This window comes from Shewanella amazonensis SB2B (assembly GCF_000015245.1).
Taxonomy (GTDB): domain Bacteria; phylum Pseudomonadota; class Gammaproteobacteria; order Enterobacterales; family Shewanellaceae; genus Shewanella; species Shewanella amazonensis.
Window position 1 is genome coordinate 1,412,792 of the sequence record NC_008700.1, and the last position, 17,839, is coordinate 1,430,630.

13 protein-coding genes and 1 riboswitch are annotated in these 17,839 nt (G+C 54.2%); of the genes, 4 read left to right on the plus strand and 9 right to left on the minus strand.

The window, feature by feature from the left end; genetic code table 11:
• Positions 1-104 precede the first annotated feature (104 nt).
• Positions 105-2,051 (plus strand): monovalent cation:proton antiporter-2 (CPA2) family protein, encoded by a 1,947-nt coding sequence (locus SAMA_RS06070; RefSeq protein ID WP_011759275.1) that lies wholly within the window; start codon positions 105-107, stop codon positions 2,049-2,051.
• A 59-nt stretch (positions 2,052-2,110) separates the two neighbouring features.
• Here the strand turns inward: SAMA_RS06070 and SAMA_RS06075 are convergent, their stop codons facing one another.
• The 9 genes from SAMA_RS06075 to SAMA_RS06115 all read right to left on the minus strand — a co-directional run bounded on the left by SAMA_RS06075 (position 2,111) and on the right by SAMA_RS06115 (position 13,188).
• Positions 2,111-3,235, minus strand: coding sequence for a patatin-like phospholipase family protein (locus SAMA_RS06075; RefSeq protein WP_011759276.1), 1,125 nt, complete (start codon positions 3,233-3,235; stop codon positions 2,111-2,113).
• A 128-nt stretch (positions 3,236-3,363) separates the two neighbouring features.
• Positions 3,364-5,082: a proline--tRNA ligase gene (locus SAMA_RS06080; RefSeq protein WP_011759277.1), complete on the minus strand. Its 1,719-nt coding sequence runs from the start codon at positions 5,080-5,082 to the stop codon at positions 3,364-3,366.
• Positions 5,083-5,197: 115 nt separating this feature from the next.
• Entirely contained in the window at positions 5,198-6,511 is a 1,314-nt protein-coding gene (locus SAMA_RS06085) for a GGDEF domain-containing protein (RefSeq protein WP_011759278.1), read from the minus strand.
• 19 nt (positions 6,512-6,530) lie between these two features.
• Positions 6,531-7,145: an acyltransferase gene (locus SAMA_RS06090; protein WP_011759279.1), complete on the minus strand. Its 615-nt coding sequence runs from the start codon at positions 7,143-7,145 to the stop codon at positions 6,531-6,533.
• The gene (tsaA, locus tag SAMA_RS06095) at positions 7,135-7,872 is read right to left on the minus strand and encodes a tRNA (N6-threonylcarbamoyladenosine(37)-N6)-methyltransferase TrmO (RefSeq protein WP_011759280.1); all 738 of its coding nucleotides are present in this window, start codon (positions 7,870-7,872) and stop codon (positions 7,135-7,137) included. The genes SAMA_RS06090 and tsaA overlap by 11 nt, the downstream gene beginning before the upstream one ends.
• Before the next feature lie 3 nt (positions 7,873-7,875).
• Positions 7,876-8,274, minus strand: coding sequence for an Rcs stress response system protein RcsF (gene rcsF / locus SAMA_RS06100; RefSeq protein WP_011759281.1), 399 nt, complete (start codon positions 8,272-8,274; stop codon positions 7,876-7,878).
• Positions 8,275-8,334: 60 nt separating this feature from the next.
• A complete protein-coding gene (locus tag SAMA_RS06105; protein WP_011759282.1) occupies positions 8,335-9,594 on the minus strand; it encodes an amidohydrolase family protein in 1,260 nt (419 codons plus the stop codon).
• Positions 9,594-12,653: an amidohydrolase family protein gene (locus tag SAMA_RS06110; protein WP_408640221.1), complete on the minus strand. Its 3,060-nt coding sequence runs from the start codon at positions 12,651-12,653 to the stop codon at positions 9,594-9,596. Before SAMA_RS06110 ends, SAMA_RS06105 begins: the two co-directional genes overlap by 1 nt.
• A 142-nt stretch (positions 12,654-12,795) precedes the next feature.
• On the minus strand, positions 12,796-13,188 hold the full coding sequence (locus tag SAMA_RS06115) for an H-NS histone family protein (protein ID WP_011759284.1): 393 nt from the start codon (positions 13,186-13,188) through the stop codon (positions 12,796-12,798).
• A 1,026-nt stretch (positions 13,189-14,214) separates the two neighbouring features.
• Between SAMA_RS06115 and SAMA_RS06130 the strand changes: the two genes are divergently transcribed.
• The 3 genes from SAMA_RS06130 to SAMA_RS06140 all read left to right on the plus strand — a co-directional run bounded on the left by SAMA_RS06130 (position 14,215) and on the right by SAMA_RS06140 (position 17,815).
• Positions 14,215-14,964 (plus strand): electron transfer flavoprotein subunit beta/FixA family protein, encoded by a 750-nt coding sequence (locus SAMA_RS06130; protein WP_011759285.1) that lies wholly within the window; start codon positions 14,215-14,217, stop codon positions 14,962-14,964.
• Between the two features lies 1 nt (position 14,965).
• Complete coding sequence (locus tag SAMA_RS06135; protein ID WP_011759286.1) at positions 14,966-15,889, plus strand: electron transfer flavoprotein subunit alpha/FixB family protein; 924 nt, start codon at positions 14,966-14,968, stop codon at positions 15,887-15,889.
• A gap of 87 nt (positions 15,890-15,976) precedes the next feature.
• Positions 15,977-16,176, plus strand: a riboswitch (Lysine riboswitch).
• A gap of 76 nt (positions 16,177-16,252) precedes the next feature.
• Complete coding sequence (locus tag SAMA_RS06140; protein ID WP_011759287.1) at positions 16,253-17,815, plus strand: Na+/H+ antiporter NhaC family protein; 1,563 nt, start codon at positions 16,253-16,255, stop codon at positions 17,813-17,815.
• Positions 17,816-17,839: the final 24 nt, after the last annotated feature.

Here is a 17,839-nt window from a genome sequence, read left to right on the forward strand (position 1 = left end):
TGCCGAAAAAGCCGTTAAATAAATTTGTCTTTGTATGTCACTCAGTTAATCTTTGTTATGGCAGTGCAAATTTTCCCGTGCCGGTAATTTGACAAGGAAACTTCATGGAACAGGGCATACTTCTCAAGATCTTGTTGATGCTGCTTATCGCCATTGCAGCCATCGCGCTCTTGAGACGTTTGGGTTTGCCCGCCATTCTCGCTTACCTTCTCACCGGTGTGGTTGCCGGTCCCGGCGGATTTGACTGGTTCAGTCAGCACCAGATGCATTCGGTGGCCGAACTTGGGGTCGTCCTCCTGATGTTTACCTTGGGGCTGGAGTTTTCTGTCCCCAAACTCTGGGCCATGCGCCGTACCGTGTTTGGCCTGGGCAGCGCTCAGGTGCTGGTCACGACTCTTCTCACCATGTTGATTGCCATGGCCCTTGGTCAGCAGCCGGTACAGGCGCTGGTGATTGGCTCAACTATCGCGCTTTCTTCCACCGCCATAGTGCTTAAGCTCCTGAATGAACAGGGATGGTTACGTCGGCGCCACGGTGAGTTATCCGTGAGTGTGCTGCTGTTTCAGGATTTGGCTGTTGTGCCATTACTTATCCTGCTCCCCTTGCTTGGTGAGGCCGACGGGACGCTTGCCCTCCACAATGTGATGTTTGCTTTGCTCAAAGGCACAGTGGCCTTTATTGCCCTGATGGCGTTTGGTAAGTGGGCACTTCCAAAGGTGTTCGATGAGGTGGCGCGTTCCCGCTCCAATGAACTCTTTGTGCTCTCAGCGCTGGTGGTGGCGCTGCTGACCGGTGCCTTTACCCAATGGCTAGGACTTTCCATGGCACTGGGGGCCTTTATGGCCGGCATGTTGCTGGGAGAAAGTCAGTATCGGCGACAGCTTGAAGCCGATATTCGGCCGTTCCGGGATCTCTTGATGGGGCTCTTTTTTATCTCCATCGGCATGTTGCTGGATTTCCGGTTAGTGATGGCTTACTGGTGGCAGATCTTACTGGTGCTGCTGGCGGTGATCAGTGGCAAGGCGCTGGTGGTTCATGGGCTCTTGAAGCTTGCAGGTGAGCCATTTCGTATCTCCTCGGTGGCGGCTCTCATTTTGGCGCAGGTGGGGGAGTTTTCCTTCGTGGTGCTGGCGCTGGCAGTGAATTATCAGCTGCTGGAGCCACAGGTCAGCACTGTGTTGGTGATGGTGGCGGTGATCTCCATGGCTCTGGCGCCAACCCTGGTGCGTCATGCGGTAAGTATCAGCAAATGGCTACAGGGGTTAAAACCTTCGGTTAAAGACGACCCCCATCTTCCCAAGGTGGAAGAGGGGACCGAGCTGGTGCTTATCCTGGGTTATGGTCGTGTCGGCCAAACCATCGCCCGCTTCCTGAAGGCCGAAGCCGTGCCATTTTTGGCGCTGGATCTTGACCCCACCCGGGTGCAGGAAGCCAAGCGTGCCGGCGAGCCAGTGTATTTTGGTGATGTCTGTAAGCGTGCCATTTTAAAGCAGGCGGGGATCAGTCAGGCAAAGATGATAGTGCTGACTTTCTGCGACAGCCGTGCTGTGGATGAGGTGATCCACCTGTGCCGAACTCTGGCGCCAACGGCGAAGATTCTGGTTCGCACCCGGGATGACAGCGAACTCAAATTGCTGGAGCAAGCCGGTGCCAGTCAGGTGATCCCTGAGACCCTCGAAGGCAGCCTGATGCTGGTCAGTCAGGTGTTGTATCAGTGCGGTGTTCCCTTAACCCGGATTTTAAAGCGGCTCGAGTTTGAGCGGCGCAATCATTATCAGTACCTGCATGGCTTTTTCTCCGGCACAGAAACCGACTTTACCCTGGAGCTCTTGCATGCAGTGGCGCTGCCAAGGGGCGCCAGTGTGGTAGGGCAACGACTCGGCGACATTCCCTGGGCCAAACTCAGGGTCGAGCTCAGGGCCATTCGCCGAGGGGGCGAGGAGTTCGACAGCCCGAGCGAAGACTGGCAGCTGCGCGCCGGTGACGTGTTAATTTTGCTTGGTAAACCCAGGCGGGTGGAAAAAGCCGAGGCGCTGCTGCTTCAGGGCTGATGTCGGGTACTGCCCAAAGCGCCCATCACCAGCGCTTATTGGCACTGAATCGATGGCGGTCAGTCGATATTAAAAAATGCTTTTATTTCATCGATTTGGCACATTGCATCCTGGTAGCCAAGATCTATCAGGGCACTGGTGTAGGCCTTCTCAAACAACAGATAGGACACGATACTGGAGTCTGAGTCTTCATTAATGCCAATAAGCCCTAGTAAGGTTCTGATAGCGAAAGGCATTTCGCGATAGTAGCGAGCGGCGAGTACGGTGAGATCTTCACTGGGTTTGATAACCAGCGTGTGTATGGGTTTGAGTTGTAATCTGTCCCGACTTTCTGGCGGAATGAGCTTGAGGGTGTTGTTAATCCGTTCAAGGCGCTCAAGGTCGCTGTTGAGCGTGTCCGAAAAGATGGTATCCAGCAGGTGACCTGCGATGGTGGCCGTTTTCGGATGATACTCAAGCTCACGGGTGTCTTGCTTATGGGGACTGTCGAGGTTTATCACCAGAATGCGCTCTGCTCCCAGATGAATGGGTCCAGCCAACGGGGCCAATTGGTGCACCGAGCCATCGCCATAATAGTGTTGTTTGAGCTTGATGGAGGGGAACACCATGGGAATGGCTGAGCTTGCGAGCAGATGTTCGGTATTGAGCCGGGTGCGCTCTCCGCTGCGTCTGGCACGGTACCAATTATCTATGTCTCTGGACGCCTGAAAAAAGGTCACGGAGCGTGAGTTGTTGTAGCAGGACGTGTCTATCGACAGCGCCGTGAGGGCTCCTGAACGTATGTTCCTGTCGATGCGGCCAAAATCGATAAGCTCGTTTAACAGCCGTCGTAAGGGTTCGTTGTCCAGCAGACTGCCCGCATCGGTATTGACCTTGTCGTGCTGCAGGCCCTTCAGAGCCATACGGCCCAGGTGCTTCATCACCCCTGGAATGGAACTGGTATAGACTTTGGAGGTTTCAAAGTGACGCCATACCCATTCGAGTTTTCTCACGCCCAAATGAAAACAGGACGCATGGGTGGCGATGGAGGTACCATTGATGGCCCCTGCCGAGGTACCGCAGACGATACGAAAGGGAATGCCGTGGTTTCGGGGGTAAAACTGCACAATAGCCTTGAGCACCCCCACCTGATATGCGGCGCGGGCACCACCTCCCCCTAAAACCAGCGCAGTCGATGACGGCAAGGCATTCTCCAATAGCTTGATAGTTAACTCTTTCCCTAGGCTAATTAAAGCCGTTCGCTGACAGTGTTGGCAATGCTGCAGGCAAAAAAAAGCACCCCGAAGGGTGCCTTTATGAATCTTTTTAAGCCTTAGCCTTGCTGAAACTGGGCTTTGAGGAAGCTCACCAGCTCTGCAAAAGGCACTTCGGTCTTTTCACCGGTGCGGCGATTCTTGTACTCATAGACACCTGTGTCTATGTTGCGATCGCCTATGACCACAGTGTGAGGTATGCCCAGCAGCTCCATATCGGCAAACATCACGCCAGGGCGCTCTTTACGGTCGTCAAACAGTACTTCGAAACCGGCTTCGGTCAGTTCTTTGTACAGGGCTTCAGCGGTATCGGTAACCCGATGAGACTTGTGCATGTTCATCGGCAAAATGCCAACGGTGAACGGGGCAATGGCCTCAGGCCATACAATGCCGCGCTCGTCATTGTTCTGCTCGATGGCAGCGGCCACGATACGGCTCACGCCCACACCATAACAGCCCATCAGCATGATCTGTGACTTGCCGTTTTCATCAAGTACGGTGGCGTTCATGGCTTCTGAGTACTTGTTACCCAGTTGGAAGATGTGACCCACTTCGATACCGCGGGCAAAGGCATAGGTGCCCTTGCCATCGGGTGTGGCTTCGCCTTCTACGACGTTGCGGATGTCGGCGCCCTGAACCAGCGGCAGATCGCGCTCCCAGTTGATACCGAAGAAGTGCTTGCCATCTTCGTTGGCACCGGCGGCGAAGTCGCTCATTACCAGTACGCTGTGGTCAGCAATGATAGGCATCTTGAGGTTAACCGGACCGATAGAGCCGGTACCAGCACCCACGGCGGCGCGGATTTCAGCTTCACCGGCAAATTCCAGCGGCGAGGCCACCAGTTCCAGCTTGTCGGCCTTGATTTCGTTCAGTTCGTGGTCGCCACGAACCAGCAGAGCAACCAGAGGGGCTTCTTCGGTGGCGCCTTTAACAATCAAAGTCTTGATGGTCTTTTCGATGGCCACGCCAAACTGCTCAACCAACTCGGCGATGGTTTTGGCATTGGGGGTGTCCACGGTGCGCAGCGCTTCGGTTGCTTCGCCGCGAGGCTCGGTGGGCAGGGGCGCTTCGGCCTTCTCGATGTTGGCGGCGTAATCGCTGCCGGTGGAGTAGGCAATCAGGTCTTCACCGCTCTGGGCCAGTACGTGGAATTCGTGGGACACGCTGCCACCGATGGAGCCGGTATCGGCCAGCACGGGGCGGAATGCCAGACCCATACGGCTGAAGATGTTACTGTAGGCGGTATACATGGCCTGATAGGTTTCGTCCAGAGTCTCCTGTGTCAGGTGGAAGGAGTAGGCATCCTTCATCAGGAATTCCCGTGAGCGCATCACACCGAAACGGGGGCGCACTTCGTCACGGAACTTGGTCTGGATCTGATACAGGTTCAGCGGCAGCTGCTTGTACGAGCTTACTTCTTTACGGATAAGGTCAGTGATCACTTCTTCGTGGGTTGGGCCCAGCACGAAGTCGCGGTTGTGGCGGTCGGTAAAGCGCAAAAGCTCGGGACCAAACTGATCCCAACGACCTGTTTCGACCCACAAATCACCCGGCTGCACCATGGGCATCAGGATCTCAATGGCGCCAGCCTTGTTCATTTCTTCGCGAACAATAGCTTCTACTTTGCGCAGTACCCGCAAACCTGTGGGCAGGTAGCTGTAAAGGCCTGACGCATTGCGGCGGATCATGCCCGCACGCAGCATGAGTTGATGACTGACTACCTCGGCATTGGCTGGGGTTTCTTTCTGTGTCGATAGCAGGTATTTGCTGACTCGCATTCCCGGTGTCCATAGTTGAAAAGAATGGCCTGCATTGTATCACCTGCATCTGTGTTGTCACGCTCAGCATGCAGCAAAAACCCTGACCAGACGTGAGTTTGACGCCGATATTACCTCAATAAATTGCCTCATTGGCCAGCCAACTGCTGTCGGGTAAAAGACAGGGGGCAACCAGGGCCTGATTTCCCCCCTGAACCCTTGCCTGCAGCAGCGCTTCCTCCGCTTCCTGCAGCAATATATCCCAGCCATGTGTGCTGCGGGGGATGCGGGAAGCGACGCCCACTGACACAGTGACCCAGGGATGGGTCGCCAGCATGGGCGTGGGGATGTGCGTTTGATGAACGCGATAACAAAGCTGGTGGGCAAGTTTTATGGCCTGCTCAAGGTCGGTACAGGACAGCACAATGGCGAGTTTATCGCCTTCGTAATGAGCCAGATAATCCTGTGCCCTTGCTGTGTGTTCGACCGCGATACTCACCAGTTGTGTCAGGCTGTTGGGCGGCAGCTCGGCCAGTTCATGGCCGTTTTGCAGCATCACGGGATCGGCACTCAGCAACAACATGGACACAGATTCATTGCGTCTTAAGCCCCGCAACCATTCCTGCTGCAAATGATGATTCAGTGCACTGCGTGACGCGAGCCCAGTGCTCTGGTCCACATTCGGGTTGTGTTGCTGATGTTGTAACTGGTGATGGATATGGCGCAGGTTCTCTGAGATGTCTTTTACTTCCTGATTGGCTGGTTCAACCGTGGCCGTGTTGTCTTTGCGATGCGCCGAGAGGTTATCTATCTGCCTGCCAAGCTCTATCAGAGGGCGAATAAAGTGCCTGCCCAGCAGATGCCACGCCAAAAATTGAGTCAGCAGGATACACAGCAGTGATAAAAACATCACTGTCATGGTCAACTGCCAGCGACGTTGCTCTATGTCCGTCAGCACTTGCTGTGCCTTGCCCACATCCAGAGAGCTGACTCTGATGGCCAAATCCCGACTGAGTTCTGCGAGCCCACCGATAACGGGAGTGTTTTGCGCCTCTGGTTGCACGCTCGTAAGCCCCTGCATTACCCGAATGGCCATATCGCGCTCTGTGCCGGGGGTATTGGAGAGGGCACTGACCAGTCCCTGCTGCCGGGCGCGCATTTCGCCAATCAATTGCGACCGGGAGGAAAGGGGCAGCGAGTGCCAGTCGCGGCCAAGATTTTCAAGCCCCAACTGTTGCATCAAGGCATCGCGCACCAGATAACGTGAGTGGGCAAGACTCTGCTGGCTTTGGGTAAATTCGCTGGCCTGCTGATGGATGGCGCTGAGGGCAACTATTCCTGTAAGTATCCCAAGCAGGGCAATACACATAAAACTTTGCCACAAGCGCCTGCGCATGGCTGGTAAGGGTTTTGATGAGGGGATTTGGGCAAGCTGTTCATCCTTGTTCACTGCGTCATCCTTGGTTAGTTCACCTTTTGTCGCGCCTGTCGCCAATTGGTCTGGCGGGATTGCCTGCGACTATGCTGTAGGGCGCAACGTCCCTTGTCACTATAGCACCCATACCCACGACGGCATGATTGCCTATAGTCACCCCATCCACAATGCCGGCCTGTGCGCCAATCCACACATCTTCGCCTATCACAATGCCTTTGGAGCTGACCTTTTGGGTATAGATGGGCTCATCGGGGGCCATGCCGTGATTAAAGGCGTAAATGGTCACATTATTGGCGATGCGGGTTCTGCTGCCAATGTTGATGCCCACACGCCCACCATCCAGAGAGCTGCCGTGGTTGATGGCCACTTCATCGCCCATTTCAACCGGACCGTGAATAAACACGCCAGCGGCAATCATACATTGGTTCCCGATGCGGATATCGCGGCCGGGCTCGGCGAAGAGCTCCGCTTCCGGAGCCACAAAACACTGGCTGCCGATGTGCACGGTTTCCAGTTGCATCAGCCTGGCCTGAATATCGGCCTGCCAGGGAAGAGCCCAGGCTTTGTGTTTGTCTTTCAATGAAAAATACAGCCATGGCATCCAGGAGAGCCGCTTTTTATGCTGCTCACGAAAATCATCAGCCGTCATGGGGTGCGCCAACCTTGGTGGGTTTAAGCTCAAGCACATGGGCCTTGCCATCCTGAATACACCAGAATATGTCCAGATCGTACAGGGCGACCTGATACAACTTGGGATCTTCTTTGGCCTTTTTGTACGCCGGGCGTGGGTCCTGGGCCAAGACACCGTCAATCAGCGCTGCCAAATCCGGCCGGGCATCGTCCTGGCCGAGGGTGGCGATTTGCAAAGTGGCAAGCTCGCTGTAGCTGACTTCAATCAGTACAGGGGCGTCCTGCGCAATGCCGCCACGGGCGTCTGCAATGGCATCAGAGAAGGGAATATAGGGCTTGATATCTATGATGGGGGTGCCATCCAGTAAATCCATCCCACTGATTTCAAGACACAATTTCCCTTTGCGTTTGACTATGCCATGCAGTCGCACCACAGATTGACCTATGCCATTGGGACGAAAGGTGGAGCGGGTGGCAAAGACACCCAGCTTTTCATTGCCGCCAAGGCGCGGTGGCCGCACGGTATTTTTCCAACCCTGGGCCAGATTTTCGTGAAAGCAAAACAGCAGCCACAGATGGGAGTATTGCTCAAGCCCACGCACAGTGTCCGGGTCGTTAAAAGGGGGTAACAGCTCAACAAACCCGTGGGCATTGACCAGTCCGGGTTGCCGTGGGATACCGAATTTTTGCCGGTACGGAGTATGGCAAACGGCCACGGCTTGAATGGTATTTTCAAAGGCTTTCATGGCTTAGTTGGCGGGCACTGCCTGACGAATGGCCTGTCCCACACACAGACTGCGGGTTTCGCAGCCACCGGCTGCTTCGGTGATGAGGGTACAGTTTTTGATGATTAGACCGTTGGCACCCTTATCCGCGGCCTTGCGTCTGGCGTCTGTGCGGGCATCGGCCATAGTCGCGGGCACGTCCTGAGGCGTGGCCTGACAGGCTTCACCATCCACCAGACCCAGAATTTCATAGCGTCCTGAGGGTTGGTTTTCACCTTCAAAGAGCGTCACCTCACCGGCCTTGAAATACTCATTGAATGCTTTGGGATCCAGGTTACTGGAGAACTGGTAATCAGAAGTACAGGCTGACATTAACAGGGCGACCGCGATGGCTGCGGCGGCTTTCAACGGGTGTGGGGTCATGATGGGATCCTTTCGGGAGCGGGGCGGAGACATTCCAGCCCGGCCTTGAATGCCAAAATTCTATCGCTTCAGATACTTTTGATAAAGCTGATCGGCGCGGGTTTTCAGGGTTATCTCACGGCCATCGATAAATACCTGCTCGATACGGCTGCTGAGAGGGTCGAGAATATCCCCGCCAGAGAGTACCAGATTGGCTCGGTACCCCACCTCGATAGCGCCCATATCTGACACCCCAAGGATACGGGCGGCATTGAGGGTGACCGCTTTGAGCGCCGCTTCTTTCCCTAAACCATGGGCTGCGGCGTATCCTGCGGCATAGGGCAGATTACGTGCATCCCAATCGCCGCTGTAGCCAATGGCAAAGTCGATACCTGCATCAGCCAGGCGGGCGGGAATACTGAAGGCTTCGTCGATATTGTCGTCCCGGTATCTGGGCAGGCTGAATACCGAAGGGTATACCACAGCAATGCCTGCGGCCTTGATAGCATCCCCATGGTGCCAGGCTTCATAACCACCCACCAACACGGCTTTGAGTTGGTACTTTTTAACAAAGGTGAGTACTTCACCGATGGCACCTGCGGTATTGGCATGGAGGAACAAGGTTGTGTCACCACGAAAGAGCGGTGCCATGGCTTCAAAGCGCCTGTGGGTAAGGCTGGGCTCTGCGGCTTTGCGCTGGACAAAGGCACTGGCCTCACTAAAGAGCGTATCGATTTGTGCCAGGGCTTCGCCGTGGGCAGTGAGTGCCTTGCTGCGCTCTTCATCTTTTACCGGCAGATTGCCAAGCTCCGGCCAGTAGAGGTGCAGTGCCGCGGGCGAGTCGACCAGGGCATCTTCCACTGTCCAGCTGTCGAGATTCACCAGCGCGCTTTGCCCGGCAAGCAGTTCACCACGGGGCACGATTTGTGCGTGTGTGATGCCATTTTTGCGCAGGGTCGGGATAATCTCGGAGTCAGGGTTAAACACCGATGAGGCCTTGAGTTCAGCATTGTTGAGGCCCACATCCTGAGTGTCCACAGTGGGGCGCACCATCTCAATTTCTACCATACCCACTTGGGTATCGAGAGCAATCAGCCCGGGGTAGAGGTGTTTGCCAGTGGCGTCTATCACCCGGGCATTGGCAGCCTGAATTTGCTCGCCCATGGCCGCGATGCGGCCGTTCTCAACCAAGACGTTGGTGTTTTCAAGCACCCCATTCGAGGCAGTATGCACTGTGGCATGGGTAAACAATATGGCTTGCTGCTGCGCCGTGCCGGGCACCATATCGTGGGCCAGGCCGCAAACGCTTGTCAGGAGCAGGGGTAGGGTCAGGATTCTCATTAGTGTGCTCCTTGATGCTGATGTTGGGCACCCAGATGACTGGCCCGGGTGCCAAAGGCGATGTAATGACTATCGCAATGCCATAACGGCTCTTGTTTTTGTTCTGACTTTTCACCGGCTTTTTCGGATTCATCCAGTGACAGGATTTTTGCCACCAGTGCCTGACGCTCGCTTGCCTGGGCTGCCTGCATTTGCTTGTCGGTTTCCCTGTCATAAAAGCGCTTGCCATCAATCCACACGGCTTCGGTGCGGGCATAGACCGACAGGGGATTGGCATCCCAGAGTACCAGATCGGCGACTTTACCTTCTTTGAGCGACCCGGTTTCCTTATCGATACCCAACTGCCTGGCGGGGTTGATGGTGATCATCTTCCAGGCATCTTCTGCTGACATATCGCAGTACATCATCGATTTGGCCGCTTCCTGATTGAGACGGCGCTGCATTTCAAAGCTGTCGGAATTGAGGCTCGTTAGCACTCCCGCCTGATGCATCAGGCAGGCGTTCTGCACTATGGCGTCGTACACCTCAAACTTATAGGCCCACCAATCGGAGAAGGTGGATGCGCCTGCACCATGGGCAGCGAGCTCCTTGGCCACCTTGTACCCTTCGAGCACATGGGTAAAGGCCTTCACCTTGAAACCGTAGGTTTCGGCGAGACGAAGGAACATCAGGATCTCTGACTGCACATAGGAGTGAATATGGACGTCACGCCCTTTGTCCAGCACTTCTGCTACAGCGTCGAGTCTGAGGTTGGGGCGGGGACTGACACGTTCTGCCTGGCTGCGTTTATCCAGGGCGTTAAAGGCCTTGATGTCACGCTGGTATTCACGGGCGGCATCGAAGGCATCGGCCATGACAGACTCAACACCCATACGGCTTTGGGGGAAACGTATGGTGAAATTGTCTCCCCAGTTGCTCTGTTTGACGTTTTCTCCGAGGGCAAACTTGATGCTGGCCGGGGCCCCCTGGTACTTGAGACCTTCGGCGTTTTCACCCCAGCGCAGTTTAATTAACTGGCTCTGACCACCGATGGGATTGGCGCTGCCGTGGAGGATCTGCGCCGTGGTCACGCCCCCAGCGAGGGAGCGATACAGCGACACGTCTTCCGGATCCAGTACATCGCCGATACGGACTTCAGAGGTGACTGCATCAGTGCCTTCGTTGGTGCCGCCATTGAGGGCAATATGTGAGTGTTCATCCACGATACCGGCAGTTACATGCTTGCCTGTGCCATCGATGCGCTGATAGCCGGGCGGCGTCATCAATCGGGTGCCGATAGACAGGATTTTACCTTTGCTGATGATGATGTCGGCATTTTCGAGTATGCCCTGTGACTCTGACGTCCAGAGTGTGGCTCCCTGAATGTGCACCTTGTCCTGTTCTGGTAAAGATGCCAGGCCAAAGGCCACGTTGGGAGAGGTGAGTTTACCCACGTAGCTGCTGGCCTCGGGCCCGGATGTGTCGGCCAGAGAGTTGGAAGCATTTTTGGTATCTACTTTTGCCAGCGTCAAAGGCGTTTGGGTGCCGTCGTCGGCGTAAGCAACGGCTTTAAGCGTGTGCAAATCGAGAGTAAGTCTGGGCTTGCCATCGAGCCCGGGCAGTTCGACGCGGGTAGTGAGTGGCATACCTGTCCCAGTGAGGGGCGCCGATTTGTCCGCAACCTTGAATGTCAGCCCCTGATCATAAGATACCTCGAATGGCACGGGTTGGTTGTTAATGGTGACTGTGTAGCTGCCCGTCACTGCGAGTTGATCCCGCGGGATAATGACTTTTTCCTGCCCCTGCAAAAACACGCTCACCAACTTTCCATCACTGAAGGGATTGCCCTGATAAATGGCGAGATCTGCAACAAAGCCCGGATTCAGCTTGCCCGCAGTATCGGATATGCCGGCAATACTGGCTGCCTGGGTGGTGAGTGCCGCCAGTGCGGTTTGTTCGCTCAGACCCGCTTTTATTGCTTTTTGTAACCTTGGCCAGAAATCTTTTTTGTCTTCTATACCATGAAGCGTCAGCGCAAAGCCTATACCGGCTTGCTCCAGAGCCTGGCCGTTACCAGCGGCTCTTTCCCAGTGGCGTAAATCTGCCAGATTCAATTGATATTCTGTACCTGGCTGGCTGACATCGGGTGCTGCCGGAAAACTCAGTGGCAATATCAGTGGGTAACCCTTTGCTTTTATTTCATCAATCCGGGCATATTCCCGGCCGTTCCCCAATAACGCGCCTTTTAATTTGAATTCACGCATTAGCGCCGATGCGCGCTGCTGATTATTCAGATCGGGCGTATCAAAAATAAAATATTGCGCTTGAGTATTGCCCAGCCCCTGCAGGGCTGCGTTGAATTCCAGCTGGCCTGGGGCGACGGCGGCTGAGAGTTTACTGCGATTTTCGTTATACCAGGCCGCATCCATAAAGGTCTGGCGGATAAGGGCCATGGCACCCATCAGGGAACTTGGGTAATCCTGCGCAGAGCTGCCTTTGTCGAAAGAGAGATAATGATTGGCTTGGGCCCGATACACCACTTCGTTGGCAATTTTATCGGCCAGCGATACGTGCACACCCTGACCGCGAAAAATGCCGTCCAACTTTGCCGATTGCACACTGGTAAAGCCGTTATTTATCCAGCTTAGTGCGGCTTCTTTATCGGGAGCGAAATACTGAGACCATTGTTTCTCAGCGTGCACGGCACCGTTGGCAGCATTACCCCCGATACGTTTTATTTCGTATACCGGCGAACTTTTGGTTTCGGTGGGATACTCAAAACTAATGCCATATTGGGTAAAGGGGTCGATAAACCCGGGATAGATATCCAGGCCCGCCATTTCAACTACCCGAGCACCAGCAGGAATGTCGTTTCCTGTCAGTACTGCTTTTATACGGTTGCCTTCAATGAGCAGTGTGCCTTTTTCCAGGGTTTGCCCCGGAGCCAGATGTAATTTGGCGCCTTGCAGTGCAATCAGGGGAGTAGGGTCCGAGGTGAGTAGTGTTTTTGCGTTGCTGTGGGTGGCGACAAGTGTCAAACCTATCAGCAGCACTGCCAAATTATTGTTATTTATCATTATGAAAGCGTCGCAGTTATTTTAGGCAAAAGTAACTGAGAGGTTAGCGGAATTCGGGGCAGAATGGCAGCACAGAAATGTAAAAAGGTTTTCGAAAGGAAATAAAAAAGGCCGATGGAGATCGGCCTTTAATTTGGATGACAGTTTAGATGAGGAAGTCATCCATGGACGCGCCACCTTCAACGGCGTTCTTGAATACCGTTGGCATGCGGCCCTGACCGGTCCAGGTGATTTCTTCACCGTCAACCACAATCTTATATTTTGGTGGACGGGGAGCGCGCTTCTTCGCGGCTGGTTTTGCTGCAGTCACGCCCAAATCTTCAACAGACAGACCGATTTCGGCCATTTGCTTGCGGATTTCTTCAATTTTAGCAATACGCTCGGCGTTGGCTTTCAATTCTTCTTCGGCTTCGGCTTCGCGCTCAACAATGATTTTTTCGAGTTTGGCGCCAAGATCACGCAGCTCATCCAAAGACAAATCTTTAACAGCTGCTTTCAGACGACGACCGTGGGTCAAAATTTCGAGGAATTCGCTCATGGTAAACTCGCTTCCCAATTTAAATAACAAGTTAATTTTCACATCGAATGAAATAATAGAAATAAATAATTCAATCTGCAATTAAAAAACCGAAATTATTAAGTGATTCTTGTCAAAAGGATTAGTTTTATTCTGGAAAATGCGTTCTTGGTCATTCTACAGCATGAACAGAGACTGAAAACTATCCACTGGAAATGTATCAGGCGCCTTAGTCCGGGCAATACCTTCAATAATGATGACGACGCGTTTATCGCATGGAATAGGGTACGCTATCCCTAAAGTCGTATTGAAACCTGCCGCGGGAAATTGTCGCCTAGCCTGAGCATATTTCTGTTTTATATTCATCGCCCGCTGTTTCAACCCTAAAATTCAATTCCCCCAGCGTAATCTTATTGTTTCGCTTGTTGCGTGCGTGGTCAGTATTAAGAGGCTGAACCATCTAAGCGGCTGCTCGTTGGGGGATATGCAGTGAGGCTCGCACAATACACTCCGGCCTTTCCTATAAGGGAAGTTGTGAATAAGTCCCGGGCTTGCTCTGCGTGAGCTTAAAGTGGATAGTTGCAAGTGACTGTTCGCCCCGAATGGCCTTAGTCCTTCGCACCGCTTTGATTTCAAAAGCAGGTAACCTGGCAGATGCCGTTGTAAGCTGCTCCCTACGGGGCTTTGATAGCAACACCATGTCGGCCTTATTCAACTTCACCATGCCTCGGCATGCCTTCAGATAAATGCCTTGAGCTGTCGTCGCTATCATAGCCAGAGCGGTGCGAGGACGTGTTCGCACCTTCCTAAGGAGTCCTGTCGTTCTGCCATCAAGCCTTTCCCTGAAACGCCAACATCTGGAGGGCTGGCGAATCTCGAGTGTGTTCATAAATCTGGCCAGTGATAAACCAATCAAACTCGCAAACGCTCGTTTGAGACAGGTTGACGTTTACGTTAACAGCACTTAAAGTTGCGCTATTGTGTGATACTCACCCATACCGTGCGAGTATCACGTCCCCAACAAAAAAGGTGCAGGAAGGAAACCCTATGAAGATACTGGTGCCTGTAAAGCGCGTGGTGGATGCCAACGTGAAAGTGAGGGTGAAGGCCGATAACACAGACGTGGACACGGCTAACCTCAAGATGGCGATTAACCCCTTTTGTGAAATTGCCGTTGAAGAAGCAGTTCGCCTTAAAGAAGCGGGTCATGCCAGCGAAATCGTGGTGGTGAGCGTGGGAAGCAAGGCAGTACAGGAGCAAATGCGTACTGCCATGGCCCTTGGCGCTGACCGTGGCATTCACGTCGAAGCCGACGACAACCTGCCTGCCATTTCCATTGCCAAGATTTTAAAAGCCGTACAGGACAAAGAGCAGGCCCAACTGGTGTTGCTGGGTAAACAGTCCATCGACGGTGATAACAATCAAACCGGTCAAATGCTGGCGGCGCTGATGGATGCCCCTCAGGCAACATTTGCTTCCAAAGTGGTGGTAGAAGGCGGTGAGCTGCTGGTGACCCGCGAAGTGGATGGTGGTCTGCAAACCCTTAAGCTGCCCATGCCAGCCATTGTGACTTCTGACCTGCGTCTCAATGAGCCTCGCTACGCCAAGTTGCCCGATATCATGAAAGCCAAGCGCAAACCGCTCGATACCCTGAGCCCTGCCGATCTGGGTGTCACCCTGAAGCAGCATCATAAGCTGCTCAGTGTGGCTGCGCCTGCAACCCGTCAGGCTGGTATCAAGGTGTCTTCCGTTGAAGAGCTGGTGGAAAAACTGAAAAACGAAGCAAAGGTGATCTGATATGAGCATTCTCGTCCTTGCAGAACATGATAACGCCAGCCTGAAACTGGATACCGCCAAGGTTGTGAGTGCCGCCAAGGCCATCGGTGGTGAGGTTCACCTGCTGGTTGCTGGCCATAACTGTGGTGCTGTTGCTGACGCCGCTGCCGCCATCGACGGCGTTGCCAAGGTGTTGGTTGCCGACAATGCTGCCTATGCTGCGCATCTGGGTGAAAACCTGGCCGCGCTGATGCTGGATTTGGCTGGCAATTACAGTCACATTCTGGCTGCCGCCAGCTCCATGGGTAAAGATGCGCTGCCACGGGTTGCCGCACTGCTCGATGTAGCTCAACTTTCCGAAGTGGTTAAGGTAGTTGATGCCAATACTTTTGTGCGCCCTATCTATGCCGGCAACGCCATGGCAACTGTGGAGAGCCTGGATGACAAGAAGGTCATGACGGTTCGTCCCAGTGCCTTCGATGCCGCTGCGAATGGTGGCAGCGCTGCCATTGAAGCACTGGATAAGGTCTTTACCGCCAAGAGCGCCTTTGTATCCCAGGAGCTGACTGTTTCTGAGCGCCCAGAGCTGGGTAATGCTGGCATTATCGTGTCCGGTGGCCGTGGTATGGGCAGTGGTGAAAACTTTACCCTGCTGGAAAAACTGGCCGACAAGCTCGGCGCCGCCGTGGGCGCTTCCCGCGCCGCCGTTGACGCAGGCTTTGTGCCCAACGATTTGCAGGTGGGTCAAACCGGTAAGATTGTGGCGCCTCAGCTTTACATTGCCGTGGGTATCTCCGGCGCCATCCAGCATCTGGCGGGTATGAAAGACTCCAAGGTGATTGTGGCCATCAACAAAGACCCGGAAGCGCCTATCTTCCAGGTGGCGGATTATGCCTTGGAAGCCGACCTGTTTGAGGCAGTCCCCAAGCTGATAGACTTGCTTTAATTTGTGATCTTGGTCACGATATGCGGCCTGGGGGTAGCTTCCCCCGGGCCGCTTGTGTTTTTATGTGCCGCACGCCTGCACACAGGCGTCCTGAGTAGAGGTGCGCCAAGCATCAGTAACAGTCAATAGGGTGATGCCGTTGACGGGCTGTGAAAGGGTATTGGCGCCGAAGTGGATGTGTGTATCACCGCCTTCCGCTGGGGTCGTTTTCGAAAGAAACGGCACTGCCATAGTATTTTCTGTCGGGATGACAGATGTTGTATTTACTATGGAGCGCTACTGATAGGACAGGTGTTTTTGGGTATCTTTGCCGTTTCCCACCAGTTCAGTCGCCCTCCATTCGTTTAAAGCGAAGATATTTCAATGACATTGATAAGTTATGCCGACTCGGCGCTTTCCCTGCTGCCGCCGGTTGTGGCTATCGTACTGGCGGTATTGACCCGCAAGGTACTCTTGTCCCTTGGTTTGGGGATTTTGACCGGTACCCTGCTGCTGAACGATTTTGCCCCACTCGCCAGCGCTGAGTTTCTGGCTCACCGGGTTACCAATCTGGTGTGGAGCGATGGTGCGCTCAACAGCTGGAACCTCTATATTCTCGGCTTTTTGTTGCTCTTGGGCATGATCACAGCCCTCATTACAGTCTCCGGTGCCGCCCGCGCCTTTGCCGATTGGGCAAGGCAACGTATCCGCTGTAAGCGTGACGCCAAGCTGCTGACCATGTTTTTGGGTTGTGTGGTTTTTATCGACGACTACTTCAATAGTCTGGTGGTGGGGTCCATTTCCCGCCCCCTGACTGACCGTTACTATATTTCCCGTGCCAAGCTGGCTTATTTGCTGGACTCCACCGCCGCGCCTGTGTGCGTCATTTCACCGGTTTCCAGCTGGGGAGCCTACATCATCGCACTGATTGGCGGCATTCTTGCCAGCCATGGGATGAGCGATGCGGGTCATCTGTCGGTATTCATTCAGATGATCCCGATGAACTTCTACGCCATTTTCGCGCTGTTATTGCTGCTGTGTGTGGCCTTTATGGGGTTGGATGTGGGTCCAATGAAGACCCATGAGCAAAACGCCATGCGTGGCAATTTGTACGATGAAGCCAAGGGCACACCGCCGGGCGCCAGTGCTGAACTGCCGGAGGCCGATACAGGCCACATCGCGGGTCTCTTTGTGCCCATCAGCACCCTGGTATTTGCCACCTTGTTTTTTATGATCCAAAGCGGCGCTTCGGCCCTTGCCGATGAAAAACTGCCGTTTTCGCTGATTGGCGCTTTTGAGAAAACTGATGTGGGCGGCTCACTGTTCTTCGGTGCGTTGGTTGGCCTGGGGGTCACTCTGGTACAGGCCATGGTGCAAAAGCTTGAGAGCAAGCTGATAATCACCGCACTCACTCAGGGTGCCCGCTCCATGGTGCCTGCCATTTACATTCTGCTGTTTGCCTGGACCATTGCCGGTATTATCGGCGAGCTGGAAACCGGCAAGTTTATGGCGAGTCTCGCCAGCGGCAATATTCCCTTTGCGCTGCTGCCGGCGGTGATGTTTGTGCTCGCCGGGCTCACCGCCTTTGCCACAGGTACTAGTTGGGGCACTTTCGGCATTATGCTGCCGATTGCCGCCGACATGGCCATGGGCAGTCACACCTCCATGATGCTGCCGATGCTGGCGGCTGTGCTGGCCGGTGCCGTATTTGGCGACCACTGCTCGCCGATATCCGATACCACGATTCTGTCGTCCACCGGTGCCAGCTGCCATCACATCGACCATGTGGTGACTCAGCTGCCTTACGCGCTGATTGTGGCGGTGATCAGTTTGGCTGGCTATACCGTGATGGGCTTTACCGAGTCAGTATGGGCAGGATTTGGTACCAGCTCAGTGCTCTTTGTGCTGTCGGTGATTGGCCTCAGGATCAAGGCAGGAAAAGGCTGAACCGCTTTAGCTGACAGGAAAAAG

Excerpts from the sequence above, each read along its gene's own strand:
- SAMA_RS06140 (WP_011759287.1), top strand. The coding sequence starts at position 16,253 with ATGACATTGATAAGTTATGCCGACTCGGCGCTTTCCCTGCTGCCGCCG.
- SAMA_RS06090 (WP_011759279.1), bottom strand. The coding sequence starts at position 7,145 with ATGACGGCTGATGATTTTCGTGAGCAGCATAAAAAGCGGCTCTCCTGG.
- SAMA_RS06105 (WP_011759282.1), bottom strand. The coding sequence starts at position 9,594 with ATGAGAATCCTGACCCTACCCCTGCTCCTGACAAGCGTTTGCGGCCTG.
- SAMA_RS06130 (WP_011759285.1), top strand. The coding sequence starts at position 14,215 with ATGAAGATACTGGTGCCTGTAAAGCGCGTGGTGGATGCCAACGTGAAA.
- SAMA_RS06070 (WP_011759275.1), top strand. The coding sequence starts at position 105 with ATGGAACAGGGCATACTTCTCAAGATCTTGTTGATGCTGCTTATCGCC.
- SAMA_RS06115 (WP_011759284.1), bottom strand. The coding sequence starts at position 13,188 with ATGAGCGAATTCCTCGAAATTTTGACCCACGGTCGTCGTCTGAAAGCA.
- tsaA (WP_011759280.1), bottom strand. The coding sequence starts at position 7,872 with ATGAAAGCCTTTGAAAATACCATTCAAGCCGTGGCCGTTTGCCATACT.
- SAMA_RS06080 (WP_011759277.1), bottom strand. The coding sequence starts at position 5,082 with ATGCGAGTCAGCAAATACCTGCTATCGACACAGAAAGAAACCCCAGCC.
- rcsF (WP_011759281.1), bottom strand. The coding sequence starts at position 8,274 with ATGACCCCACACCCGTTGAAAGCCGCCGCAGCCATCGCGGTCGCCCTG.
- SAMA_RS06135 (WP_011759286.1), top strand. The coding sequence starts at position 14,966 with ATGAGCATTCTCGTCCTTGCAGAACATGATAACGCCAGCCTGAAACTG.